The following is a 26,445-nucleotide window of genomic DNA, read 5'->3' as shown; positions in this document are numbered from 1 at the left end:
AATCGATTAGGGCTGACAGCGTACTCGCCCAAAAACTAGAAATCATTCCTTGAAGGTGGATCATTCATATGGAAACGATCGCAACAAATCGATTGATCATTCGAAATTTCAAGCCAACGGATTGGCAAGATTTGTTTGAGTATTTTTCAGACGAAGAAGTTCTGCGCTATGAGCCTTATGAAGTTTTCTCGGAAAAACAAGCGAAGGAAGAAGCGGAACGCCGCTCTCATCTCGACACGTTTTTGGCGGTTAGCCTGCAAACCAGCGGAAAGGTAATCGGGAACCTGTATCTCGCAAAAGGCGACTTTGATACGTGGGAATTGGGGTACGTGTTTAATCGCTTTTATCAGGGACAGGGGTATGCCACCGAGAGTGCGAAGGCCCTTCTCGACTATACTTTCACGCACTTAGGAGCAAGGCGAATCGCCGCGATGTGCAACCCGCTAAACGAACGGTCTTGGAGATTGCTTGAGCGCTTGAACATGAGAAGAGAGGGGCATCTGTTGCAAAACATCTATTTTAAAACGGATGCCGAAGGGACCCCTATCTGGCAGGACACCTACGAATACGCCATTTTGAGAACGGAATGGTCCACGAGAGCATGCCTTCAAACGTTATGAAAAAACACCGGAATATCCGGTGTTTTTTCCGTGCGCTTCACAAGCGGTTCAATCCCTTGTGTACGCTGTCAGCCCGAATCGTGTTGACGTAACGGCATCCATGGGTGTGAGAGTCTGAGAAGGATGCTGGAACCTCGGCTTATGAGCTAACAGCGTTCTAACTGCTTCCACTTAACGCCGAGCGCAGGCGGTTCGTACCGAGCCATCTGAGCGATCAGCCCCTCGGGATCATCCGATACGCACAGAAGATCGTGGTGTGCCTCCTTCATAAAGCCTTCTCGGATCGTGTGCCGGAGCATGGCGATCAGCGGATCGAAAAAGCCACCCGCATTCAGGAGACCCATGGGCTTTCCGTGAATGCCGAGCTGCGCCCAGCTCAGCATCTCGAACAGCTCCTCGTAAGTGCCCGCTCCGCCAGGGAGAGCGATGTAACCGTCCGACAGCTCGGCCATGAGCTTCTTGCGGGCATGCATATCTTCGACCTCATAGAATGCCTGAAGTCCGGGATGGGCCGCTTCCTTCGGGAACAAGCCCTTTGGCATGACCCCGATGACACTCCCCTCACCGCTCAGCACAGCATTGGCGACTTCCCCCATCAAGCCGAACTGCGATCCGCCGTAGACCAGCTCAATCCTTTGTCCGGCGAGCGTCCGGCCAAGCCGAAGGGCCGCTTCCTTGTATTCGTTCCGATTCCCGTGATTAGAACCGGAGTAAACCGCGATTCGATTCATGGTTTTCTCCTCCATTCGATTCCTATATGATAATGAATGGGGTGTTATAAGTAAAAGACGGATTCTGCATAGGGGGTATATCAGATTTTCATATGAACATCCATTTGGAGCTTTACCGCATCTTCTACCTGACTGCTAAAACCGGCAGCTTGTCTAAGGCCGCCAAAGAGCTTTATACGTCTCAGCCTTCCGTCAGCCACTCGATCAAGCTGCTGGAGGAGAAGCTTGGGGGCCAGCTGTTCTATCGATCGGCCCGAGGCGTATCGCTCACACCCGAGGGACAAGTGCTGTATGACTATATCGAGCAGGGCTATGGCCTCATGATGACCGGCGAGCTGCGGTTCGCCGAGCTGAAGCAGATGAACGCCGGGCAGCTGCGCATTTCCGTCTGCGGTGCGGTGTGCAAATATGACCTGCTCGACGCCATCAACCGCTATGCGGAGCTCTATCCTTGCGTCCGGCTGAACATCAGGGACGAGTCGAGCACCGAGATCGCCCGCCTTTTGTCCGTGGGCGAAAGCGACATCGGCGTGGTCCATCTGCATCAGCTCGACGAGCGCTCGTTCACTCTTTGGAAGCAGCTTCCGCTTCAGGACTGCTTCGTCGTCGGCGAGCGCTATCGCAGCAGCATCGGAGCCCCCCTTTCTCCGGAGGAGCTTGCCGAACGCTACCCACTGATCCTCCTGCAGAAGGGCGGGACCACCCGAGACTCGATTGACCGCTATTTTGCGTCGCATGAAGTCGAGGTCACCCCCCATCTGGAGGTGAGTCACCTTGACCTCATGGTAGAGCTGGCCGCTCAGGGACTTGGAGCTGCCTGCGTCGCGAAGAAATATGTTCAACGCGAGCTTCAGTGTGGACAGCTCTACGAACTTCCGCTTCAAGCGCTCATTCCCGAGCGGCACTTGGGCCTCGTCACCAAGAACGGCATGCCCTTGTCCACCGCCGCTCAGAAGTTTCTTGACTTATTGGAGAGGTGAACCCTATGAAACGAACGAAAATAACATTCTCCACCGAAACGCTCCCGTCGGAGCTTCGTCCCTTTTTGGAGGATGCCGATGTCTATGACAGCAGCTGCTCCGCTTCGGCCCGCACCCTCTTCATTGCGGGAAAAGAGAAAGCCTTCCTCAAGATTGCATGCAAAGGATCGTTAGAACGGGAGGGTGTCATGAGCGCCCATCTTCATGTTCATTCCCTCGCTCCCCGGATTCTGGCTTATTTATCCGAAGGAGACCACGACTATTTGCTGTCGGAGGCCATGGAGGGAGAGGACGGAACGGCTCCCCATCATTTGGCCGATCCGGACAAACTGGCGACCGTATTCGGGGAGAGCTTGCGCAGGCTGCATTCCCTCCCTACGGAAGGATGTCCTTATCTGAACCGAACCCAGGAAATGGCGCAGGACGACATGAAAAAAGGCGCTGACCTCACTCCCTTGCGGAAGCATGCCTACGCGCCCGTCGATTCCGTTATTCTGCACGGAGATTATTGCTTGCCCAATCTGCTCATGGATCGCTTTGAACTTCGGGGTTTCATCGATGTGGGAGACGGAGGTGTCGGAGATCGGCATTACGACCTGTGCTCGGGGCTTTGGACGCTCCGGTACAACCTGCATACCGATGCCTATCGGGATGGCTTCCTGGATGCCTACGGCCGGGAAGCCATCTCCGAGGAAGGGCTCGCATATTTCACCCACTGGGCTGAGCTTCTTCCGTCTTGAGCAGCCGAATAAGGCTCTGGATCGAACAATCAGGAGCCGAAAGGTGTTTTTTACGGGCTCAACCTTCGGGATTTAGGTATTTCAAACAACAAATATTGGCTATTCTTTTAGTTTTCCCAAGATTGCATGTAGGTGTTCGAACTCCGGGCTTTGCTCGTTTAGATGAACACGGTTTACATATTGTTCGAGCATCGCTGCTGTTATCCCAGCCTTTTCGTAATCTTGAACAATGTGGGTAGTGAGCCACTCAAGTGAATACGTAGCTCCGCTAACATTCAATACATCTGTTTTTGATAATGAAAATTGTGCTTCGCTTACCTTCTTGTGAATATTGTTGTATTCGTCTTGTAACACTTCCTTGTTCATTTTCTTTAAATAGGGGTACAAGATATCATCCGTTATGCCCTCCGTTTTGTAATCGTCGACAGAATGGGCTGAAAGCCAATCTGCTGTATAAATATTTCCATTGACCAAGAGGGCATTTTCATTAACAAAAGCCGCATTCATCCGTTTTTTATCACCCGAATATAAGGCATCCATTTGTTCCTCTGAGAATAAAAGTCCTTGGCTTGCTTTTATAAAGTCTTCTTTAGGTACCTGTAACTCCATAATGACATTAGCGATCGTAATCTCCTGACTGTCTCGGCCTTCTGGATTTTGATTACTTTTGAACTGTTTAAGCCATTCACTGACTTTGTCAGTCCCCACAATTTCATTAATAAAAGTGGGCACCCCATAAAACTCGAACTGGTATTCCGTTAACAGCTCCGCCTTTATATCACCGCCGCTAACTACCTCTGGAGTGTTGCTTTCATTTGTAGTGGGTAACGGAATGCTTGATGGATGATTTGAGGGGACACTTGATGGAACAGGGGGAATCGTATTCTCAATGGATGCTCTTTTTTCATTGCCTTGGCAACCGGTCAATAAGAGCATTCCTGACAAGGTGAATATAAACATCACCATTTTTTTCGTTAGGATTCATCCCTTCTTAATCTAGATTCCTGTTCCTATTTGAAAAAAATCATTTTTGCTTTTATACGGGCTCAAAACCGAAATCAGATCTTGACGCTTGGCTCAAGGCGCTAACGGCGGCCACAGCCTTTAATCCCCCATTTTTGACCGTTTAAAAATCTAACGGAACTGAGCGCCGCTATTTGGGGCTGGGAAGCCCTTTTTAGCAACGAAAAATGGTAATAGCGGTCGTGGGCGCCGTTAGAGCAGAAAAACCACCGATTTCCGTGAAATAACGGCTGTGGCCGCCGTTAAAAATCTCAACCACTGGTTTTCCCTTCAAAACGTGAATAAACGGATCATGCGCCATTGGAGAACGCTTTCGAGGAAACCAGCAACCCCCTACAGCGAAGGTTTCCTTCTGACATGCAATCATCAGCGTTCGCCGCATGATTCGTCAAGCACTGATTTTGAGGTTGAGCTTTTTTACGGCTTGAAAATTTTGATGCTGCCCAGAATCTCGCGGAACGTGTCCTGATTCTTCTCGAACAGCTCCGCATCCTCGAACCGAACCGTCGCTCCATAAAAGCCAGGAGCGATGGATTGGTCCAGGATCAACCACCATGTGTGGTTCGCTGCGTCCTTGTAGAGCGTCCCCTTGATCCCCTGGGTGGTCGTGAACGCTTCCTGCTCCAGCTTCTCCTCCGGAGGTGATAGCGTACCGTATTGATTGAATACATACACCTTGTTCTGTTCGCTGCCATTCAGTCTTAGCTCCACCCCTTCATCCGGGGTAGCTTCCCTATCAGCGGTAGCGGGCTTCCTTGGCTGCTCCACCACCTTCCAGCCTTCTGGAGCCTGAACCTCAAATTTGGTTTCCTTGGTGGCGAACTGCACGGCTTCTCCTTTATTCCTCGGATAAAAGACCACCACCAGGATGGCGATAAGCGCCACAACGACCGCCGTAAACAACACCCTTTTGCCGGTAAACGACATTCAAGTCCCCTCCTTGTTGTCCCCTATGTTTCATATCCGTTATTTCTTCGTTTATGTATCTGTCCGAACCACTGCCTTGGTGAACCCGTCCTCATCCTTCTTGTACTCGGACAAGTGTAATCAGGCATGGAGTCCTCTCCTGTTAACTCAACCCCAATCCTCCTTCCATTCGTTTTGAGCTTCCTTATGGATAGGACGTCGATTCGTTCCAATTACAACAGGCTTTGGAAAAATTATTCGATTTTCTTGACGCTCTCTGCTACCCGAACGAGTTCTTCCTCTGATAAGCCCGTCTCCTCGCCCATGAGCAAAAAGAGCTGATCCTGCCTCTGCCAGACGATGGTGAGCATCTCCCCTTTGCGCACGAACATGCCCTTCTCGCCCTGTACGAGGATAGCGGCGGCTTCATCCGCGTCTTCCGAATCGACGTGAATTCCACTGTTCCCGAGCTTCTGCTGAAACAGCAAGGAGCCTCCATTGTCGTTGGCATATTCGATTTCTCTCATCGTCTGATACTGGGTAAACCGAACCATACGATACCCGCTCGGTACCTCGGACGGGGCATAGGAATCCGTCCCCGTAAGCGATTGAAGAGGGGGAATCTGCGGCTCTGTCATCTGCGGCTCCAGCCGGAATTCGGTATAGTTCTCCTTCATTTGCACGAAAAAGGCATACATACGCACCCGGACGGCTTCCACGCTAACGGCGGATACAGTTAGAAGCACAAGGAGAAGAGACAGAGCCAGTGCAGCCTTTTTGGGCTTAATCCGCAGCATGCCCATCCCGTGCAGCAGATGATTACCCAGGATCCGACGTTGAAGGCGAAGGCGGAACCGCCTCTCCTCCTCCGCGGTCGGCTGAAAGAGTGGATTAACCCGCAGCTCCTCGTTCTCTTTAAGGAATGTACGGCCCTCCTGCTCCAGATAGGAGGACAAAGCCAGCTTCAGCAGAATCTCCTCATATTCATTCTTGAGAGACTCTGGGTCCATGGGATGAGCTTGCTTCCTCACGATGATCTCTCCTCTCCCCCGATAATAGAGCGCAGGCGCGGCGTTTGGCCCGAGTCAAATAGGACGGGACATGCCGAACGGGAATTTCGAGATATCGGGCGATCTCCGGGTCCTTCCATTCCAAATGGTACTTGCAGATGAGCAGCTGCCGGTCCCGATCCGACAGAAGGCGCAAAGCATGCCCGAGCTCCTCTCCGTTCTCCTTGTTCAAGAAGCTCGGTTCCGGCAGCGCCCATGCCACCGCGAGCTGATCGACTGCCGTCTCCTCTTGAACGGTCGGCAGCATTCGTCGGTCCCGAATGCGTTTGCGGATGAAGTCCACACAAGTGTTTTTCACCGTGTAGACCACATAGGCGATCCGTTTGCCATCCTCCAACGACCGCAGAAGAGGGATTTTCGGTATTAGCTTCATGCACGCGTCCTGAATCAGATCGTCCACGATCCGATAATCCTGTGTCACTTCATAAGCTTTCTTTTTCATTAACGGATAATAGTCTCGATACAAGTCGGTCATAAAACGCCGATCCTCCTCATCGCCGATGAGGGATAGGATGATCACGAGCATAGAGAACCTCCATTGTGCACCAGAGGAAGCGATGACCCTCTGTAAGCCGCAAACCGAATATGGATAATTATAGGGGAAATGGTAGTGACCTCGCTATGAAAAAGTTCAAGATTAGGAATCACTTGGGGTTCCAAGGATGAGAGGGTTTCGACTCTCGAGTTCATGCGGCTCTCATGCAAGAAACCCACAAGCTGGGGACGGCCCCTATGCTTGTGGGTTTCTTCTCTTTTTATTGCTTTTTATTCCTTTTTACCATTTCCCTGGAGTTGAGTCCCCGTTCGGCGGCGAGGCCTGTGTACGTTTACAGAGCTATTCGACTTCGTAGCCGATCGTCAGCCGGAAGCCATACAACTCGTATCCGATCTGGGTGTAGAGGCGAATCGCCTTTCGATTGGTTCCGTGAGTGCCCAAGGTGGCAATGGTTTTGCCCTCCTGCTTCAGATGCTCAAGCGCGGCGCAGATGATATTCCGTGCAATGCCCTGCTTACGCCATTCCGGGGTGACGAAGACGTTCTCCGTCGCGCTCCGCTCGTCCGTGATTTTCCAGGTCGAGGTGTTGCCGATCAGTCGACTGCCGCTGAATGCGCAGAAATTGACCACTTCCGGCCCGCCCTGCATCCAACGCAAATGGTTCAAGCTCCACGCCACGCCATCGAACGAAGCCAGCTCTGCAAGATGATACTGTTCCACCGCTTCTTCGTTATCCAGCGAATACGGGACAACGCGCACCCCTTCCGGCATCGGATAACGGGGAATGTCCCGGCTTAGGTCGTATTTGAATACGACAATCGTATCGTGTACCGTAAACCCGCGCTTCAGATAATAGCTCAACTCGGAGAGATTGTCCGTATCCACATATTGAGCCATCACGATCCGCTTGTCCGGATTCAAAGCTTTTATCTCTCTGGCTCGTGCGATGAGCGCTTCAGTCAGAGCGTCTTTGATCTCCTCGTCTTCCACCTCGTCCGCAAAGTTGATTTCATACGTCAGATAACGGATAAACCCCTTCTCCTCATCGTGTCCGACCGCATCGAAGGTATCATGAGGCATGAGATGCGCTACGGCCAGAAGCTCGTCTTCGCTGTTAACGGCGAAGAACATGCTCTCCCTTTCCAGATCGCCGTGATAGAGGTACAGCATCTTCAGGACAAACCCCAGCTTTTCGATCTTCTCTGCTTCGTCTTCCTTCGGATTCCGGATTACGAATTTCCCCATTCGTCAACATCGTCTCCTCTTTGGTGGGTCCGCTTCCCATCCCGGTACATGACTCGGCGCCTGGCAGGAAAACAGCCGATTGCAAGCCCTTCTACCTATTCAGGATAGAGAAGCAGACCCTGCTAAACAAGGGAGACTTTTCCTATAACCAACTTCGGGGAGATTCTTCTAGAGTTCAATCACCTTCGTCGCAATATGATGGCAGAACTCACTATCGTGCTCCACAAAAAGAATCGTCGGCGCGTACTCCAACAAGAGCTCTTCGATCTGCATGCGGGAGAGGACATCGATAAAGTTGAGCGGTTCATCCCAGACATAGAGATGGGCCTTCTCGCAGAGGCTTTTTGCGATCAGCACCTTTTTCTTTTGGCCGCCGCTAAACGTGGACATGTCCTTTTCAAATTGCAGTCTGGAAAAATCGAGCTTGCGCAAAATCGCTTTAAACAAGCTTTCATCGATCCCGCTCCGGGCTGCATAATCCGTCAGATTTCCTTGAAGGTGCGAGGTATCCTGGGAAACATAAGAGATCTTCATTTGGCTCCCTAAGCGGAAGGTACCCGTATAGGGAATCGCTTCACCGCAGATCAGCTTGAGGATGCTGGATTTCCCGGAGCCGTTCCGGCCGAGAAGCGCAACCCGATCCCCCTGCTCAATCGTAAAGCCCACATCCTGGCAAACCTCTTTCTCTCCGTAGGAGATCGAGACGTTTTCCAGCTCGACGAGTCGGCTTTTGTGATAGACAAGAGGAGAGAGCTTCAGGCTGTCGGAGCTTTCGATATTTTTCAGCAGCTTGGATTTGTCCTCGATCGCCGATTGCTGCCTATTCTCAAGCGACTTTGATCTCTTCATCATTTTGGCGGCTTTATGGCCCACATAGCCCTTATCGATCTTGTTACCGGAATCCGTCGTTCCGTTCTTCGTCTTCTCCACCTCATGTGACCACCCGCTCGTTCGCTTGGCGGATTCAGACAGGCGTTTGATGTCCTTCTTCAGCTTCTCATTCTCCGCAAGCTCGAAGCGGTCCTGTCTCGTCTTGTTGTCCCACCATTCCGAGAAATTCCCCTTCTGGATCTCGATATCCGTCTTGTTGATGGAGAGAATGTGATCGACGCAGTTGTCGAGGAAGAACCGGTCGTGAGACACGAGGATAAACCCGCTCTTAGAGCGGAGATAATCGCTGACCAGCTTGCGGGCCTTCATATCCAGGTGGTTGGTCGGCTCGTCGATCAGGAGAAAGCGGTTTTCCTTCAAGAACAGGGCAGCCAGCAGCACCTTCGTCTGCTCCCCGTTCGACAACGTGGCAAAGGGCCGATCTAGAACCTCCTCTGACACCTCCAGGTACGAAAGCTCACGCACCAATTCCCAATGCTGATAATCCGGATAAATATCGCCAACCACCGAAAGGGTATCCCGTTCCTTGTTCTCGACCGGGAAAGGAAAATAATCAAAGCCGACACTCGCCGAAATTTTGCCGCTGTATTCATAGCTGCCGAGCAGCAACTGGAGAAAGGTTGTTTTTCCTCTGCCGTTTCTCCCAGTGAACCCCAGCTTCCAATCGGTATCGATTTGAAAGCTGACATTTTCAAATATGGTATCGTAACTGCCGTCATAGCTGAAGGTCAGGTTGGTTACGTTGATCAATGACATCGTCATCGCCTCCCGGAAAATAAAAAATGAGCTGCAAGAAAGTATCTTCTCGCAGCTCAAACCTATAGCGAAGCCAACCCTCCGAGGGGGATGACAAGGTTATGCGGTCCGAGCGAAAAGAAAGGATAACTTTCTTGCATGAATAATAAAACAAACGGTAACGTTCGCTCCGTTGTCTTATCCAGATTCATTAGCAAGAAAGGTTATCCATCTTTTCAACTCCAATCGATTTCGTTGAAAGAACTATAGCATACGATGCCCTGAAACTCAACACCCGGTATGCTGTCCACTCACAAAAGTGGGTTCAACGCCCTGTTCTCATGCCAGGTAGCGCCGATTCTAATCCACATGATTAAGGTGGTTTGACCCCCGGATTTACAGGCAGTTCCATCAGTTTGCGTACAGCTCCAGGTCATACAAGGAATACGCGTACGTGGTTCCCCTCTGCGTGCAGGAGAGCCTCACATACCGGGCGGTTGTGGGTGTGAACGTGATATTCTCCACCCCTCCCGTTGCCGAGACGGTGCTGTAAGCGTTGGTCCAGGTTGTTCCGTCCGTCGATAACTGAATTTGATAGGTTTTGCCGTAAGCCGCTTCCCAGCGGAGAATCGTTCTACCGACGGTCTTCGAGCTGCCCAGATCGATTTGAAGCCACTGCGGGTCGCTGGCCGTCGACTCCCAGCGGGTTGCCGTCGTGCCATCGACTACAAATGTCGGAAGGTTCCCGTTCACCGTCGAGCTGGCGGATACGGGGCGATTCCGCGCGAGATCATCCGGCGCATACACCCCGAATTCATAGAGGGAATAAGCCCAGCTGGTTCCCCGCGCCGTCCCGTACATTCTCACATACCGAGCGTTCACGGGTGAAAAGGAGATCGGTTCGACCCCGCCGGTACCGGCCGTTGTACTGTACACGTTCGTCCAGTTGGTTCCGTCAAGAGAGGTTTGGATTTGATAGGTTTTGGCATACGCCGCTTCCCAGTTCAGGACGACCTTGCCGACGGTTTTGGAGCTGCCCAGATCGACTTGAATCCACTGCGGATCACTGGTCGCCGATTCCCAGCGGGTAGCCGTCGTGCCGTCGGTGACTCCCGCTGCCACGTTGCCGTTTACCGTCGAGCTGGCGGTCGCCGTCTTGCCGGATGCCAAATTCGTCACCGGGCGGTGGCCGACGAACTTGGAGTTGATCAAGATGGTTTGGCCGCTGTAAGTTTTCGTTCCGTTTGCAGGTGCCAGCACCAGCACGACAGCCGAATCGGGGGCAATCGTGAAGGATTGGACTCCGCTGACATTCGTCTTCAGATTGGTATCGCTCACCGCATCGTACAGATCCTTCGAAGCTGCGCCCACATCAATTTGGACGGATTGGCTGGTCTCATAAGGGTTGTAGTACAGGTAAGTTTGATACCCGTCCACCGGGAAGAAGTCCGCCTTGTTCAGATCCAGCTGCAGAATCTTATTTACGTTCGTCGTCGAGATCATGCCGCCGAACACGCCGGACAAGGCCCCCGAGTAGACGCCAAAATTGGTGCCAAAATTCCAGCCCACCGCGTCTCCGGTCGCGAATGGATACGTATTATAGTCGATCTGATACGGAGTGCTATATCCAACTCTCTTGTAATGGCGCAGCCCTTCATAAGGCACGACTCGGCCCTGATCTCCCGTCCAGGAAAGGCCATCCTGATGAGTGGAATCCAGGGCGTCGGCATAGAAGAACCGGGAATTGCTCGCCGCGTTCAGCATCCACTTGCCGATCGCTCGTGCATACTGCTGATCGTAACGCGCCACCGGCACAAGTCCCATGGCTCCGATAAACGTGTTCATCGAGAACGCATAGCCCTTGGTGTCCGTCGTGCTTCCGAGCAAGCCGTTTGCTTCCGCTACTCCCCAGTTGCCGGTGGTCATCCCCCACCCTTTACGCTGGCTCGGAGCGCTGTCCGTGAAAGTCCAATTGAGCATTTTAGCAATGTCGTTGTTCTGACCCTGCTCCGCGTTCAACCGCGCTCCCAGGAGCGGGGCAAAATACGCCAAGTCCTCGTAGAGCGGGTTAAACGAAAGATTTTGCAAAAACTGCATGCACCAGGTCGCAGCGTTCAGAAATTTGGCATCCCCGAATTTTTGATAGGCGTAATACATGAGCAGACCCGCGCCAGCGGCAGCGTCCGGTTGGGAATACGGTCCCGTCACCGGTGCGTTTGTCGTGAAATTGTACGTGTAATAGTTGAAATTCACATTGGCGCCGCCCATCTTGACGATGGCGTCATACCATTTGTCGGACACCGTCCGCATGATCGTATCCATATCGGTTACGCCGGGATAGAGAGAATCGAGAGCCGCAAACTGCAAAGTTGGTGTCAGCATGTACCAGAATTCCTGACCGCCCGAGAGAGAGGTCGGATTATTGGAGATGATCCCTTCCGAGTTTTTGAAGGTTTGAATCATGCGGACAAAGTTCACGTTGCTATAGCCGCTGCCCGTTTGATTGCTCTTATCGATCCCCACCAGTGAGCCGCCGAGGACGGCGGATAAAGCCGCGAGCGCTTCCTGCGCACCGTCTGCCGGCATCGTGTTGTGAGGAGCGCCGGTGATGTAAGTGGGCATTTTGAAGGTGGTGGAGTTCATGTTGTAGTGGGTGTCATCCCAAGCGGCTACAGGCAAGTTAGTGCCGGATTGGGTGAAGTTGAATACGAACGAATCAAAAGCACGCGCGGTGTTGTACCAGTCCTTCATGACATAATTAGCAGGGCTGTTCGGCACGTAGTATTCCAGATACGGGATCGAGCTTTGTGTCACCGGTTGGCTCGTTGAATCAGCTTTCACCGCAACGGGACCGGCGGTGACGATACCGCCGACCAAGCTTACAGCCGTTAAGAGGGTGAGTCCTCTGGTTAGTCGTTTCATGAATGGCCTCCTAGGTATTGCTTGCATGGAGAAAGAGAGCCGGTTGACGATTGAAAGGCCAACCGGCTGCCTGTTTCGCGTTAATCGATAGAGTCCCGACCATCCAGAAACGAGACCTGCTGCAGAAGACGGCTCACGACGGCTGCCGCCTGCGCCCGGGTCACAGCGGAGCCAGGCTCGAATGCGGAGGTCGATGCGCCGCACATGATCTTAGCTTCGGCCAGTGCGGCCACCGCGTCCCTTGCCCATGAGCTGATGGCAGAAGCATCAGCAAATCCGGCAAGCGCGGCGGTTGCATTGGGGGCAGAAGCCGATCTCTGCTGCGCGAAGCTTAAAGCCGCGGCCGTCATGACGGCCATTTGCTCCCGCGTGAGGGTGCTGTCGGGGTCGAATCGGTTCGGCCCCGTCCCTTGCACCAAACGCGCTTCGCTTGCGGCGCTAACCGCACCTGCATACCAAGCGTCCGGTCGTACATCCTGGAACCGAGATGCTGCGTCACTCGATGGTTCCAAAGCAAGAGCCCGAACGAGCATCGCGGTAAATTCCGCGCGCGTCACCTGCCGATCCGGCTCATATTGCGACGCTGTCGTGCCGTTCACGACCAGCTTGGACGCGAGCAATTCGATGTCGGCCTTCGCCCAATGTCCGTCCATATCCGTGAACGTCTTGTTTACCGAAGCCACGGTATAGCTGCTGTTGCTGGTACTCAGAATCGTCACATCGGTTCCGTCCTTCACAGCCTGGAACCGAGCGGGAACAGAGGAGACTTGGCCCGTAGAAGGATCAATCCTGACCGCGGTCGTACGGGCTGGGCTGACCGATGCCGGGACGTGAATCGTCCTTTCCACATAGGTGCCGCCATAGTTCGTGACGAGCGCTTGTCGGCCTCCTGCTTCAGCCGTGACGGTAAAGTCAAGGGCAGCGGCGAGAGGGGTTGCGCCAACCCGCGCCAGGCTTGCTCGAACCTGATCGCTGTCCTGCTCCGACACCTTGGCGATGCGGATGACAAGGGTGAGGCTGTCGAGATCGGTTCCGAGTGATTTTGCCAGGGAAGGCAGATCGACCGCGTCAAGAGGCAAGCGGTATCCGCCGGCCGAATCGGACACGGATAACAAGACGTTGGGCAGTGTCTTTTGGGCGTAAGCGGCTGCGCTGGCGGGAATGACGACCTTGATATCCCCGGTTGATGTACCCTCGAGATTCACTCGAATCACCTTCGGCACGCTTGAATCCGTCCCTACAGAGGCCAGTCGCAATTGATCGATGACCGCAATCAGGTCCTCTCCATGCAGGGTTGCAACGGTTTGGTCATGCCCCTCGACCTCTGACGTGTCAAGGGTGATCGCCGATTCAGCTAATGCCAAGCGTACCTCCGATTCGGTAACAACTGGAGTCGGTGTCGGTTTCGACGTTGATGTCGGCGTTGAAGTCGGCGTCGGATCTTCCGACGGCGTCGGTGTTGGTGTTGGCTTCGGGTCTTCCGATGGAGTCGGTGTCGGCGTTGGAGTCGGGTCTTCCGACGGTGCTGGTGTTGGTGTCGGCGTAGGTGTCGGGTCTTCCGACGGCACCGGTGTAGGTGTTGGTGTCGGATCTTCCGACGGTTCCGGTGTCGGCGTTGGCGTCGGCGCGTCTGCATAGGTGATCTCCAGACTACCCACTGTAACCGTTGCTCCGGTTCCGCCGGAAGCGCCCAGCCACAATTGAACATGCTGAACGCCGCTCATTCCCTCCGATGACAGGAGGTCGGCTACGTTCAAGTCAAATTTGCCCGTTTCCCGGTTATCTCCTTTCAGGTAATACCCGTAGGTATCCGCTGGATCGTCCGTGTGCAGCTTCAGAAACCAATTGGAGCTGACATCCTTGATGTCGATGGTAAGACGGGGAGAACGGTCCAAATCCAGATCGAAGTAGGAGGACCCTATCGCTCCCCACCCCCCGTTATTTTCGGTAACGACCGTGTTACCGGAGTTGTCCGAACGAGTTGTTGCGGGCATAATGCCGACCGGCTGCCAACGAAGAATGTCCGCTGCCGTTTGGCTGAACGCCGTTATGCGGTTCGAAACGTTGACGGTCAAGGAATCGGCTGCCACTGTTACGTCTCCCAAGGTCACGACAGCCGACAGCTCCGCCGTTCCCGCTTGACCCGCCCGGATGAGACCGCCTTCCGTCACTTCCACAACCTCCGGCTTGCTGCTGGAATAGGTGACGTGAGCTACAGACAGATCAGCTGTCGAACCATCGCTCATCGTACCAACTACTCGCAGCGAACCTGTCTCGCCGGCAGAGAAATTGGTTTTGTCGGCAGTTAAGCGAACGGAACTGAGTACGGGCGGATAAATGACCTGTACGCCGCTCACCGTGACCTCTGCCCCGCTTCCGCCCGAAGTACCCAGATAGAGCTGGAGCATGTGCTTGCCGCTCAGAACCGCATCAGGCTGATAAGCTTTAACTGCATCGAGAAGATCAAAGGAGATGACGCCGAGATCGGTATTGTCTCCGCGCACATAATAGCCATTCACATCAGCGGGATCGTCCGTGTGCACCTTCATAAACCATTTCCCTTCAACTCCATTCACCCGAAGCTGAATCTGGGGGTGCTTGTCCCAATCGATCGGAAAATAGGGTGATGCCAGCATAGCCCAACCGTCTTTTTGCTCCCGGATTACCGTCTGGCTCGCATCATTCGCCAGCTCAACGGTAACGGGGGTTTTCGGTTCCCAGCCGGCGATATCAACAGCTTCGGCCGAGAAGGCGTTCGTCAGGTACCCGACATGAAGCGGGAGTGAGTTAGAGAAGACGGTCTTATCCCCAACCGTGACGGCAACCGAAACCAGAGAATCACCGGCTTTTAATGCCACAGCCGTTCCGTTGTCCGAAACCGCTAGGACATCAGGCCTGCTGCTCGTATAAACCATACGAGCGTTGGTCAGATCGGCCACGGTGCCGTCGCTCATTTGTCCGGATACGTCCAAACGAACGGCTTCACCTTCCAACAGATTGCTTTTTCCGGCTGTCAGAACGACCTTGTTCAACTCGACTCCCCGCTGCTGATAGGTGATTTGAATGTCTTTGACAGTCACATTCGATCCCGTTCCTCCGGAAGCGCCCAGCCAGAGCTGAACCTGCTTTTGCCCCGATACATTCGCATGATTGGCGCTTAGCACTTCATTCAGGTCCAATGTGATCGTACCGGTTTCGCTGTTGTCTCCCTTCAAGTAGTACCCGTTCTGATCTGCGTTGTCCGCGGTTTGCAGCTTGAGAAACCAGTTATGGCTTACTGCAGACACATTCATCGTAAGAAGCGGAGCACGGCTGAAATCGATCGGTACGAACGGCGAGACGGCACTGCCATACCCCTCGTGATTCTCCGTGATCACCGCTGCGGAGGAGTCGTTGGACAAGCTGGCAGCGGCAGGCATGAGCGGATTGGGTTCCCATTGCGAGATCGCCTGCGCATCGGCCGCATAAGCGGTATCCGCCTTGCCATACCCGATCTCCACCTTGGAGAATCCCGTCTTCGAGCCTTCTCCGCCAGCCGCGAATAGAATCAGATGGACCTTGCGCACGCCCGACAGGTCGGCGGTTTGAGAATAAACCTTCAAAGCATCCGGCAGCTCATAGCGGAAGACTCCGGCGTTGCTGACATCTCCCTGCACATAGTACTGCTGCCCGGTCGATTCATCGACAAGCTTGGCGCCCCAGTTCTTCGTCGTATCCTGCACCTGAATCGTCAATAGAGGCTGACGGCTGAAATCCAACTCGAAGCTGCCGCCAGTCAACGTTCCCCAGGATTGGCCCGGCTTCACCGTTAGTTCTGCCGTGCTGCCGTCACTTGATACGGTGGTATTGTCGGTTTTCCATTCAGCCAAGTCATCGGCACCTGCATAATAAGCGATTCCTCCCGTATGGCTTCGAGCCGTGAGGACGATCGAGCTGGTTGCCTTGAGGCCGTTCTTGGAGGTGACCGTCGCAAGAAGATTTTGTTTGCCATTGCCGTTGAGAGACGGGTCCAGTCGCAGATCTTCGGGGACTTCGGTTCCCGTATAGACGGTTTTTCCACCGAACGAGATCGTAAGCTCCTGCAAGGAATCGCCTTCCGGCAAGCGAACATGAAGCTGAAGTGGAACGGCTTCGGTGATCTCGTCGCCATTCGCCAGATTCGAAACATAGACGGATGCGGACTGATAGCCCACGGTAACCCCGTCGATCATCACCCGATTGCTTGCTTGCGTCAGCGTACCATCCGCAGGCGCCAATACGAGCTGTACGGCGGAATCGCCCGCCATTTCGAAGCTTGCCGTTCCGGTTACACCGCGGGCAAGGAAGCGTCCTGTCGCGGCATCGTACAGATCCTTCGGTTCTGTGCCAACCGAGATATCGACCGTTTGCGCCGTCTCAAAAGGGTTATAGTACAGATAAGTAGGATACGCGTTCTCATGCAAGAAATCGGTCTTCAGCAAGTCAAACCTCAAGATGCCGTCCACATTCGTTTTCTCGGTTATCGCCGCCAGCATCCCGATCGGAGCTGTGCTGTAGATGCCGTAATAGCCGGGAAAATCGCCTGTGGCGTACGGCTGCGTTTTCCCCTTGTTGCGCACTCCCTCATAAGCGATGGAAGTGATCCCCGTCTTCTCGTACCATTCGGCGTTCGTCTGCATGGATGTCGGCAGACCGTCGGGGAAGAACAGATTGGAATTGTTGGCAACCTGGAGCAGGTACCGACCGATCTCCTTGCTGTATTCCGGAGAGTACCGGGCCACCGGCGCAAGCGCACCCGCCGAGACAAAGGTGTTCATCGCGAAGGCATACCCGCTCGTGTCGTTGGTGGAGCCAAGCAAGCCGTAGGCGTCGTAAGCTCCCCAGCGGCCGTTCGCCGTGCCCCATCCATTGCGTCTATCAGAGCTTTCGGAGAATACCCAATCGAGGAACTTGTTGACCGGGAAACCTCCATTGATGTCGGCATTCATGCGAGCGGCCAAATAAGGGCCGAAGGAACCGACGATCTCATAAAGCGGATTGTAGCCGAACGCGCTCGCCTGCGTCATACATTTGGCTGCGGCATCCAAATACTTCTGCTCACCGGTCTTCAGATAAGCCATGTATTCCAGATAAGCGACACCGATGGCAGCGTCCGGCTCCGTCCACCGTCCGGTTTCGGTGACCGCCATCGACTTGAAAGAGAATCCGGTGTGATCCCAATTGTGATCGAGAACCGCAAGCGCTTCCAGCCAGCTGTCGGCTACATCGAGCGCTTTGTCGTTGAGACTGTCGGCGTTGGGATACAAAGCGGCAATTTGCGTAAACAGCAAAGTCGGGTACAGATCGTACCAGAAGCTCTCCGTGGAATCCGACGCCGCAGGTCCGTTCGTGACAAAGCCTCTGCCGCCGGTCTTGCTGTAGTAGTTCTCGATCATCTTGACCCAATCTTTGCCGTTGTAGGTGGTCATGTCACGCCCCATCAAGGTCGCGCCCATGACGGCGGCCAGCGAGTTGACTCCTTCGCCGTAAGGCGAAGCCCATAGCAAGGACAGCTTGTCCAGCGGCTGGACAGAGCCCAGGTCAATCTGAAGCCATTCGTTGGCAGCAGAGTCTGATTTCCAACCGGCGGACAGATTGCCGTCGGTCGCATAAGCTGCCGGATTCTTCGAGCCTGCGGAAGAGGCCGACGCCGACTTGCCCAAAGCCAAATTCCCCGACCCGCCGCCATACGCTTGAAGCTCGATCACTTCAAACAGCTTGGCTCCAGCAGGCCCGCTCAAGGCGTTCACCTTGATATACCGGCCGTTTACTGGAGCAAATGTAAGGTCTTCCGCAATGCCCTTGCCGCTGCTGGTGGTGTAGACGGTCGTCCAATCCGTTCCGTCTGCGGATACCTGCACATTGTAAGTGGATGCGTAATTGCCTTTGTTCCAGGCTCCCAAATAGCTCGGCATGCTGAACGTTTCACCGGTAAAACCGCTGCTCGTTGGAGTATCCACCTGAAAGGTCTTTATGATCGGAAGACTCTCTCCGAGAGCGGCGGGATCGAACGCCAAATCGTAGAATTCATTCGCCGTTCCCTTCCAGTCTCTGATAAAAAACGGACTCGGCAGGTTCGGCCAATCGTTCAGATAGCGGATGGCATTCTGCCCGTCCCACGCGCCGGATGGTTGTCCACCTCCACCCGCACCCTCCGAGGCCGCAAATGTCGGCGACACCCCGCCTGTAAATACGGAGACCGCCATGAGCACGCTCAAGGCGGAGTGCGCAACTGCTTTTTTCATCACCTTTACCCCTCCTGTTTGTTGAATAAGCGGTTATGTAAACGCTTTAATCGTAGCGGTTCCAAGAGTTCATGCGTTACTCGTCCTCTTGTTGGGTTCCTCTTGTTTTTTTCCTCGGTTTCGAGCAGCGCAAAAAAAACAGCCATAATGAGAAAAACTTTCCACACCGAACGGAGGTGTGTACATCAACTACGACTCGTTTCACTCGGTCAGCTTGGTTAACTCGGCTAGCTTGGTCAGCTCGGCTTGCTTAATTAGCTTGGCTCCCGTCTGCAGGGCTGGTTTGCTGACACGGTTAACCCGGCTCACTCTTCGCAAAGCAACGAAAAAAAGACTGCGAGCGTTTGTCCTCGCAGCCTTGTTCGAAGCGCTGTGTTCTAACGAAACCTTAAAAAACCTGACTTACAAAGCCTCGTATTCCAGGAAGGGGTCCGGCAGCCGGATCACGCCCGCTTCCGCGTCGCTAATCCCCACATACAGGTCGGCCGTGCCGTCCTCATGGCGGATCAGCCCGCCGCTGAAGAGAATATCGGCGAGATCGGGACGTTTCGCCGGTCCTGCCGGCAGATCGGCGCGCTCCGCGATGATCTTCATCGGCGTCCGATTCCGCGTCGCGGGATCGAAGGCGAAGGTCATCGGGTAATAGTGGCGGTCGCCCGCCTCATCGAAGCTAGCCACATGGCCGAGTACGCCGATGAGCCCGTTCTTCAGCACATGGGCTTCGTTCGCTCCGCCCCATTCCTCGTCGGGGAACATACTCTCGAACAGAGGCGCAGCGGCGATTTCCTCCGCCGTAACGGCCGTGAGAGAAGACGCACGGGTGAAGCCGATCTTTCCCCGTCCGCCCTTCTCGCCCTGCGGGCGGCTCAGAACCCCGATTTCCCCGTCCGGCAGTTCGACCAGTCGAACGTCCTTCATGTGGTCGGGGCCGGTGAGGAAGGGAGTTAAGCCGGAGAGAGCCGCACCACGGCGAAAAGCGGTAACCCAAGAGGCGATCCGATGAGGATCATCCTTGTCCGGGATCAGGGAGACGCCGCCCAGAATCAACTCTCCGCCGATGCGAGTGTAGAACGGATCTTGAAGCGGCAGCGGCGCATAGCGAGCATCCGGCTCCCAGACTTCTCCGTTCAGGTGGAAGATCAGCACCTCCGAGAACTCCGTATCCCGGCCTTCAACCCGGCCGGCCAGCTTCCATTCTCCTTCGTCTTCGAAGGGAGCGGTGATGTTGTAGACATCCTTCCCGTCGACGCGGTCAAATTCGAGCTTGCGGGCGCTTGACGCCGTCGCCGCGCTGCGGCGCTCGCGGTACTCTTCCAGCATCTCAAGGCAGGTTTGAATGTGCACAGATGTGTTTAGCATGAGGTTCCTCCATTGTCTATCGCATAATCGATGATGATACCGTTGCAATACCGCTTGCCATCCCGGTCCGTTATTTCTCCGTCTTCCGGCAAAACGACCGTCAGCACAGCCCCATGAGCCGGAATGAGCAGCTGACCTTCCCGGATCGGCAGCAACCGATGGGTGACCGCGTCATAGCAGCGCATGCCGGGATGCGGCAAATTCGCGGCTACCGTACGGTCTTCTCCGTAAGGATTAAAGTAAAGATAGGTGGGATACGCCGGCTGGTGGAAGAAATCAGTGCGCAGGCAATCCAGCCGCAGGATGCCTTCTACCTCGGTCTGCTCAATGATTCCTCCGAAAATCCCGACATGGGACGAGCCGTAGAGGCCGATATCGATAGAGCCCCAGCTGTAGCGGATCGCGTCTCCTGTGGCGTAGGGGCTCTGCTCATCCCACCACTTGCGCAATCCCTCGTAGGCGATCACGTCGTCGGGGTCGGGCCGGTAAAAGGCACAGGACTGCTGCTCCGCAGGAAGCGCGCGCGGATAGAACAGCCGCGCCGCATTGGCCGCGTTCAGCATCCATTTGCCGATGTCGGCGGCAAAGCGGCTGTCGTAGCGGACGAGCGGCACGAGCGGAGCCGCCAAGGCGAACGTGTTGGCGGCGAAGGCGTAGCCGCTGCGGATCGGATCGCTCGCCGCCCAGCCTTCCTCCGGCGGACCCGCGTCCCATCGCTGCCCCCAATCGGTCAGGCTGCCGCACAAACCGTGGCAATCATAGCCGCCCCAGTTCTCGGCGATGACGCCCCAGCCGGGACGGCAAGCGCTGTCTCCTTCGAACACATCGTTCACCAACTTGCTCACGTCGTGCATATCTCCCAGCTCGGCGTTCATCCGCGCCGCGATGTAAGCGCCGAAGGGGAGCAGCACTTCATAGAACGAATTACCTTCGAAGCGTTTGAGAAATTCGAGGCAGGAACGAGCTGCCACAAGGCTGCGATCATCTCCCCACCGCGTATAAGCCATGTACTGAATCCAGGCCATGCCTGCGGCGGCATCCGGCTCCTTCCACCGCTCGTTGTCCACGGCATGACCGAGAGTGAAATCATAAGCCAGATGATTGAAATCGGGCACCCCGCTCCCCGCTGCGAGCGACTCGCAGGCCATCCGCCACTTGGTCGACGTCTCCCGCATGATGGCTTGCAGCCCTGTCGCTTCCGGATAGCAGGCGGCAAGTCCGTATATCAGAATGTGCGGATAGAGCTCGTACCAGAAGGTGCTTCCCGCCTTGAGGAAGGTTCGGTTGAGAAAGAGGCGCTCGCCGTTTTCCACGGTAAAATAGCCTTCCAGCATCTCCACCCAGTTGTGTCCGTTCTGATTGAACTTGTCCACACCGGCGAGAGTCGCTCCCAGAACAGCCGCCACCGTATTGATGGCCTCATGGCTCTCCGTCCCTCCGGAAGCCCCCAGATACGACGGCAGGCCGAAGGTGTCTCGATTCACGTTGCGACGGGAGCGGTCCCACCAGATGAGCGGGAAGAAGTTCCCTTGTGCCTCAAAGTCAAAGACGAGACGATCGTACTGGATGCTGACCTCCCGCCAATCTCGCATCTTGTACGGAGCGGGCATATTCGGCATTTGGTTAACCTTGCGGATCATTCACGTTCCCTCCTTCAAAAAGGGACGGCAGTCTCACCGCCGTCCCGAAGGCATTTTTTGTTAGTTCGTTGTCTGCTGGTCAAGGAAAGCTTGAATTTGCTTGATCGCTTCCTGCTTGATTTTCTCGATGTCGTTCTGCAGCTTCGTATTGGTTTCATGGCTTTGCTGCAGCTTCGTCAGTCCGTCAACCGGGTTCGCCACCATACCGAGCTTATAGGGCAGCTCCTCCGACGGAATCTTCGCAAAGTCGGGGTTGGCGAGCTCGTTCTTCACCGGATCCTGGTTGAAGGCGAAGCCGGCCAGTGCCGATTTCACATACGTTTTCTCGTCTGCCTCATAGCGGAAGGCGTCGACCAGATTGTCCGGCACATTCGAGGAGAGACGGATGTAGGTCGGGTTCCAGGTCAGCATGTAGCCCGGGAACACATAGTTCTGGCTGGCATCTACGCCGTCCGGAACCTTGTATTTGTCGTCACCGACTTTTTCCCAGTTCTTGCCTTCGATCCCGAGCTCGAACAGGTCATGGTTGTCTTGGCTCTCAAACATCCAATTGATGAAAGCCATCGCACGGTCGGCATTGACCGAAGTCTTCGGAATGGCGAGGAAGTTCCAGACGCGGAAATCGACAACTTGGTTCGGGTCTGGCTGCACGCGTTCACGCGCCGTTTGCGAGGTCAAGAAGTAGCCCAGTTCCGCATTCGGTACACCGGCGGTAAGCTGCGTTTTGACATTGTCCAGGTTGGACAAGCCTTCCATCATTGCCGCTGCGCGTCCAGCGTAGAACGTGCCGCCTGCATCCTTGCGGACGATCGGTTCTTTTTCGATATACCCCTTGTCGTGGAACTCGCGGATCGTGTTGAAGGTGCTGTAATCCGGTTGGTTGAACGGAGCCGGGAAGCTGGATTTGTTCGCCACTTTATCTCCCGAGATCGAAAGAGCGCTTACTTTTTTGTCCTCAATCAAGACCGTGCCTTCTACGTTCGGTCCGAGAGCGACGGTCCACAGCCCCTTCTCATACTTAGCCTGCTGCGCCTTGTTCAGGTCGATCAGAGCTTGCGCTCCATAGTTGCCATCGTTTTTGATGACGAAGGGAATCAACGTCGAATCGTTTTCCTTCACCTTGTCGAAGAAGGAGACCAGCTGATCATAGGTCGTGATGTCGTCCATGCCGTATTTCTTGGCTAGATCCTTGCGGTAGTAGACCGTGGACAGGTCGCCCATGTACTGACCGAGCGGAACCCCGTAGACATGAAGCTTGCCGTCTGCGCCGGTAAAGCGGTTGTTGCCCAGGTAGCTTTCGCCGAAAGCTTTTTTCAAGCCCGGGTATTGGTCGTTGTTGAAGTAGCTGTCCAGGTTGGTGTAGTTGTCTTGAGCGATAAAAGCGTTCATGTTCATCCAGGGTGCGTCGAAAGCGACGTCAACCTGTTCACCTGCGGACAGCTTCAGCTTCAGCTTGTTGACGTAATCCGCCTGAGGCGTAAACGTCACGTTCAGCTTGATGTTCAACGTGTCCTTCGTCCGGTTCTCGAATTCCTTCACCACATCGTCAAATTGCTTCGGCTTGTCGCCCCACAGCATGATGTTCAGGGTGACCGGGTCCGGCTTCGTTGCACCGGGCTCCGTGGATGTACCCGGAGCCGTGGATGCCGATGGAGATGCACTGTTCGAATCTTTGCTGCAGGCAGCAAGCAGCGTGAGCAGCATGCACAACGCGATCAAGAGCGACAGCGTGCGCACTTTCTTGTTGATCATGATAAACCCTCCCGTAGTCTGTACTTTACCTGAATGAGTCAATTATGCCAACCAGCCTTGCGGCCGAGTTTAGCCTTTGATGGCCCCTACCTTCAAGCCTCCGACAAAATAGCGCTGGAGGAATGGATAGAGGAAGATGATCGGTCCTACCGTCACAACCGCGGTAGCAAGCCGCACCGTGTAGGCCGGTGCCAGCGTAGCCGTGGATTGCGCTCCTTGTACGGCAATGCTTTGAGCCATATCGACGTTGCGAATGATCTGCATGATGATGTACTGCAGGGAGAACAGCTTCGTATCGTCGATATACAGCATGGCCGGCATCCAGGAGGACCAGTAGCCGAGGGCGTAGAACAGCCCGATTGTGGCAAGTGCCGGCAGAGACAGCGGCAGCACGATGGAGCGCAGGATGCGGAATTCCCCGGCCCCCTCGATCTTCACCGATTCGAACAGCTCCTTCGGAATGTCGTTGAAGAAATTGCGCATCAGGAACATGTTCCAGGGGGACAGTAGCGCCGGCAGGATGTACACCCAAATCGTATTCGACAGGTGCAGGTAGCGGGTGACCAGGATGTAGTTGGAGACCATCCCGCCGCTAAACAGCATCGTGAAGTAGAAGAACATCGCGATGCCTCCCGCATAATAGAGCCTTCTACCCGACAGTGCATAGGCGGCCATGCTCGTTACCAGCAGACTGAGCGCCGTTCCCACAACGGTGACGAAGATTGTGACCAAATAGGCGTCCGGAATGGTGCTGCTGCTAAAAATAGCCTTGTAAGCGGCGAAGGAAACGTGCTGCGGGAAGAGTCGGTACCCGTCTTTCATGAGCGCCACTTCGTCGGTCAGCGAGCTGGCTACCACCAGCAGGAAGGGATACAAGCAGGCAATCGCAAAGCAGGCGCAGAGAATATAGAACAGAACGGACAGAAATTTGTCAGTGCCCGTGTTTTTCATAGGTGTGTCTCCTTCCCGTTAGAATAACGCAGAGTCTTTGTCCAGCTTGCTGGCCAGCTTGTTGGCGGCCACAACCAGTACGAATCCAACCAAGGATTGATAGAGCGCGATCGCCTGGGTCATGCCCATCGAGCCGGTAGTACGCAGAGCGCGGAATACATAGGTGTCGATGGTGTCGGTGGTCGGGAAGAGGAACGAGTTGTCCCCGACGAGCGAGTAGATCATGTCCAGGTTGCCGCCAAAAATATTGCCGAGGCTGAGCAGGAACAGCACGACGATCGTGCTCTTCAGAAGCGGCAGGGTGATCCGGAAAATGCAGGAGAAGCGAGAGGCTCCGTCAATTCGCGCCGCCTCGTACAGCTCCTTGTCGATGCCAACGATGGCGGCCATGTAGACGATGGCGCCGAAACCGGCCGTCTTCCACAAATTCATGATCACCAGAATCCAAGGCCACACATGCGAATTCGTGTAGAAGGAAACCTGCGGCAGACCGAGCGAAGTGAAGAAGTGGGCCAATACCCCGGTGTCGGCGGTGAAGAAGGCGACCGTGAACAGCCCGATGATCGGCCAGGAAATGAAGTTCGGCAGAATCATCACCGACTGCATGACGCGCACGAACAGGTTGCGCCCGAGCTCGGTCAGCATGATGGCGAGAGTGAGCGACAGGATCGTGCCAGTGGCGATGAACGCCACATTGTAGAGAACGGTGTTGCGGGTGATGACTAACCAGTCGCTTCCGCGGAAGAAGAAGCGGAAGTTCTCGAGTCCGACCCAGGGACTGTGGAAAATCCCCTTCAGCGGATTAAAGTTCATGAACGCGATGGAGATGCCGATCATGGGCAAATAAGCGAAGATGATGCTGAAGATGACGGCCGGTATCGCGAGCGCGTACAGGTACCGATTGTAGACGAGATCGTGCAGGCCTTTGTGCTTGATGCGCTTCGCTTGCGTTTTCATTCCTCAGCCCCTCCGTCCGACGAGTTCTCCGTCTTCCCGGTTTTGCTGGAAGGGGACAGTGTCCCAAGCACATCCGCAAGCGGCACCTCGGCATAGGCCATGCAGGAATCCGCTGCGCCGTAGTACAGCCGAATCGTCTCCCCGTCGAGAAGAGCTCCGCAAGCGAAGATGACGTTGCCGAAGAATCCATCGGTTTCATATGGCTCCTCCGGCTCCATGAAGGGAAGCTCGCAGCGGGCGATCAGCTTCCAAGGCTCCTCGAGGTCGAAGAGCATCGCGCCCATACAATAGCGGTTGTGGCTATCTGCTCCGTGATAGAGCTCCAGCCAGCCCTGCTCGGTGCGGATCGGTACGGCGCTTGCACCGATGCGGGTATCGTCCCACTTGCCGGGGCGAATGCCGGCGACGTGGCGGTGATGACCCCAATGCTCCAGATCCGGCGATTCCGCGATCCACATATCCGGCTTGGCGTAATGCGAGATGGACGGACGGTGCAGCGCGTAGTATTTGCCGCCAATCTTCTCGGGAAACAGCACGACATCCTTGTTGTCGGGATGGAAGATCAGCCCGCGGCGTTCGAAGGAACGGAAGTCCTCCGTATAGACGAGCGGAACAACGATCCCAAGCTGCGATACTGCGCTGTATGTGATGATGAATCCGCCCTCAAGCGGCGTGATCCGCGGGTCCTCAATGCCGTAGGCTTCGTATTCCGAAGCGGGTTCAAGGGCAGGGATCGCTTCCACCTCAAAGCGGATTCCGTCGCGGCTCCGTGCGAGGCGGATATGGGAGATCGACGTCAAGTAATTTTGGTCAGGTGTCCGGACCACCCGCGGATCGCTGAAATCGGCGCCTTCACGGGGAATGCGGCACACTTCCAGCTCCTTTGTGTCCGGATTGTATAGAGGGGTGAGATAGAAATCCGCATCTCCTGGCACCGGGCGTTCGGCCACTCGAAGCAGCAGAATCACCTCATCCTTCAACCGGGCAACGCCGGCGTTGAAGACGCCGATGACCTCCCAGCCTTCCCGCGAAGGCGGAACATCCTGGCAGGTGAGAATTGGATTTGACTCGGATCGTATAAGCGCCATGTGAAACTCCTTCCCTAACACACTTCTGTTATTTCGCATCTTTATTGTAGCTCCCCTTGCCCGCAGCCCGTTACCT

General features: G+C 54.8%; 18 protein-coding genes. 3 read left to right on the top strand and 15 right to left on the bottom strand.

The window, feature by feature from the left end; all coding sequences use genetic code 11:
* Window positions 1-68: 68 nt before the first annotated feature.
* Window positions 69-620 (top strand): GNAT family N-acetyltransferase, encoded by a 552-nt coding sequence (locus BN2684_RS15245; protein ID WP_058303021.1) that lies wholly within the window; start codon window positions 69-71, stop codon window positions 618-620.
* 146 nt (window positions 621-766) lie between these two features.
* Here the strand turns inward: BN2684_RS15245 and BN2684_RS15240 are convergent, their stop codons facing one another.
* Entirely contained in the window at window positions 767-1,351 is a 585-nt protein-coding gene (locus BN2684_RS15240; protein ID WP_058303020.1) for an LOG family protein, read from the bottom strand.
* Between the two features lie 92 nt (window positions 1,352-1,443).
* Between BN2684_RS15240 and BN2684_RS15235 the strand changes: the two genes are divergently transcribed.
* Together BN2684_RS15235 and BN2684_RS15230 are read left to right on the top strand one after the other, a co-directional pair.
* Entirely contained in the window at window positions 1,444-2,331 is an 888-nt protein-coding gene (locus BN2684_RS15235; RefSeq protein WP_058303019.1) for a LysR family transcriptional regulator, read from the top strand.
* Between the two features lie 5 nt (window positions 2,332-2,336).
* Window positions 2,337-3,071, top strand: coding sequence for an aminoglycoside 3'-phosphotransferase (locus BN2684_RS15230; protein ID WP_058303018.1), 735 nt, complete (start codon window positions 2,337-2,339; stop codon window positions 3,069-3,071).
* Window positions 3,072-3,170: 99 nt separating this feature from the next.
* On the opposite strand, the gene BN2684_RS15225 is transcribed toward BN2684_RS15230, so the two are convergent.
* The 14 genes from BN2684_RS15225 to BN2684_RS15160 form a co-directional block, all read right to left on the bottom strand.
* On the bottom strand, window positions 3,171-3,998 hold the full coding sequence (locus tag BN2684_RS15225) for a hypothetical protein (protein ID WP_148449989.1): 828 nt from the start codon (window positions 3,996-3,998) through the stop codon (window positions 3,171-3,173).
* Window positions 3,999-4,511: 513 nt separating this feature from the next.
* Complete coding sequence (locus BN2684_RS15220) at window positions 4,512-5,021, bottom strand: hypothetical protein (protein WP_058303016.1); 510 nt, start codon at window positions 5,019-5,021, stop codon at window positions 4,512-4,514.
* Between the two features lie 233 nt (window positions 5,022-5,254).
* Entirely contained in the window at window positions 5,255-6,031 is a 777-nt protein-coding gene (locus BN2684_RS15215; RefSeq protein ID WP_148449987.1) for a DUF4367 domain-containing protein, read from the bottom strand.
* Window positions 5,985-6,596 carry an RNA polymerase sigma factor gene (locus tag BN2684_RS15210; protein ID WP_058303014.1) on the bottom strand — a complete coding sequence of 204 codons (612 nt, stop codon included), beginning with the start codon at window positions 6,594-6,596 and terminating at the stop codon, window positions 5,985-5,987. The genes BN2684_RS15215 and BN2684_RS15210 overlap by 47 nt, the downstream gene beginning before the upstream one ends.
* A 309-nt stretch (window positions 6,597-6,905) precedes the next feature.
* On the bottom strand, window positions 6,906-7,811 hold the full coding sequence (locus tag BN2684_RS15205; RefSeq protein WP_058303013.1) for a GNAT family N-acetyltransferase: 906 nt from the start codon (window positions 7,809-7,811) through the stop codon (window positions 6,906-6,908).
* A gap of 168 nt (window positions 7,812-7,979) precedes the next feature.
* Complete coding sequence (locus BN2684_RS15200) at window positions 7,980-9,458, bottom strand: Lsa family ABC-F type ribosomal protection protein (protein WP_058303012.1); 1,479 nt, start codon at window positions 9,456-9,458, stop codon at window positions 7,980-7,982.
* 390 nt (window positions 9,459-9,848) lie between these two features.
* Window positions 9,849-12,359 (bottom strand): discoidin domain-containing protein, encoded by a 2,511-nt coding sequence (locus tag BN2684_RS15195; RefSeq protein ID WP_058303011.1) that lies wholly within the window; start codon window positions 12,357-12,359, stop codon window positions 9,849-9,851.
* A gap of 80 nt (window positions 12,360-12,439) precedes the next feature.
* Window positions 12,440-18,622 (bottom strand): S-layer homology domain-containing protein, encoded by a 6,183-nt coding sequence (locus tag BN2684_RS15190; RefSeq protein WP_058303010.1) that lies wholly within the window; start codon window positions 18,620-18,622, stop codon window positions 12,440-12,442.
* A gap of 402 nt (window positions 18,623-19,024) precedes the next feature.
* Complete coding sequence (locus tag BN2684_RS15185) at window positions 19,025-19,981, bottom strand: DUF1861 family protein (RefSeq protein ID WP_058303009.1); 957 nt, start codon at window positions 19,979-19,981, stop codon at window positions 19,025-19,027.
* Window positions 19,975-21,621, bottom strand: coding sequence for a hypothetical protein (locus tag BN2684_RS15180; protein ID WP_058303008.1), 1,647 nt, complete (start codon window positions 21,619-21,621; stop codon window positions 19,975-19,977). The genes BN2684_RS15185 and BN2684_RS15180 overlap by 7 nt, the downstream gene beginning before the upstream one ends.
* A gap of 60 nt (window positions 21,622-21,681) precedes the next feature.
* The gene (locus BN2684_RS15175) at window positions 21,682-23,373 is read right to left on the bottom strand and encodes an extracellular solute-binding protein (protein WP_058303007.1); all 1,692 of its coding nucleotides are present in this window, start codon (window positions 23,371-23,373) and stop codon (window positions 21,682-21,684) included.
* Between the two features lie 69 nt (window positions 23,374-23,442).
* Window positions 23,443-24,324, bottom strand: coding sequence for a carbohydrate ABC transporter permease (locus tag BN2684_RS15170; protein WP_058303006.1), 882 nt, complete (start codon window positions 24,322-24,324; stop codon window positions 23,443-23,445).
* 18 nt (window positions 24,325-24,342) lie between these two features.
* The gene (locus BN2684_RS15165) at window positions 24,343-25,281 is read right to left on the bottom strand and encodes an ABC transporter permease (RefSeq protein WP_058303005.1); all 939 of its coding nucleotides are present in this window, start codon (window positions 25,279-25,281) and stop codon (window positions 24,343-24,345) included.
* Window positions 25,278-26,369, bottom strand: coding sequence for a glycoside hydrolase family 130 protein (locus BN2684_RS15160; RefSeq protein WP_058303004.1), 1,092 nt, complete (start codon window positions 26,367-26,369; stop codon window positions 25,278-25,280). Before BN2684_RS15160 ends, BN2684_RS15165 begins: the two co-directional genes overlap by 4 nt.
* Window positions 26,370-26,445: the final 76 nt, after the last annotated feature.

Source organism: Gorillibacterium timonense, from assembly GCF_001457415.1.
Classification (GTDB): Bacteria; Bacillota; Bacilli; order Paenibacillales; family NBRC-103111; genus Gorillibacterium; species Gorillibacterium timonense.
This window is presented reverse-complemented; position numbering and strand designations above follow the sequence as displayed.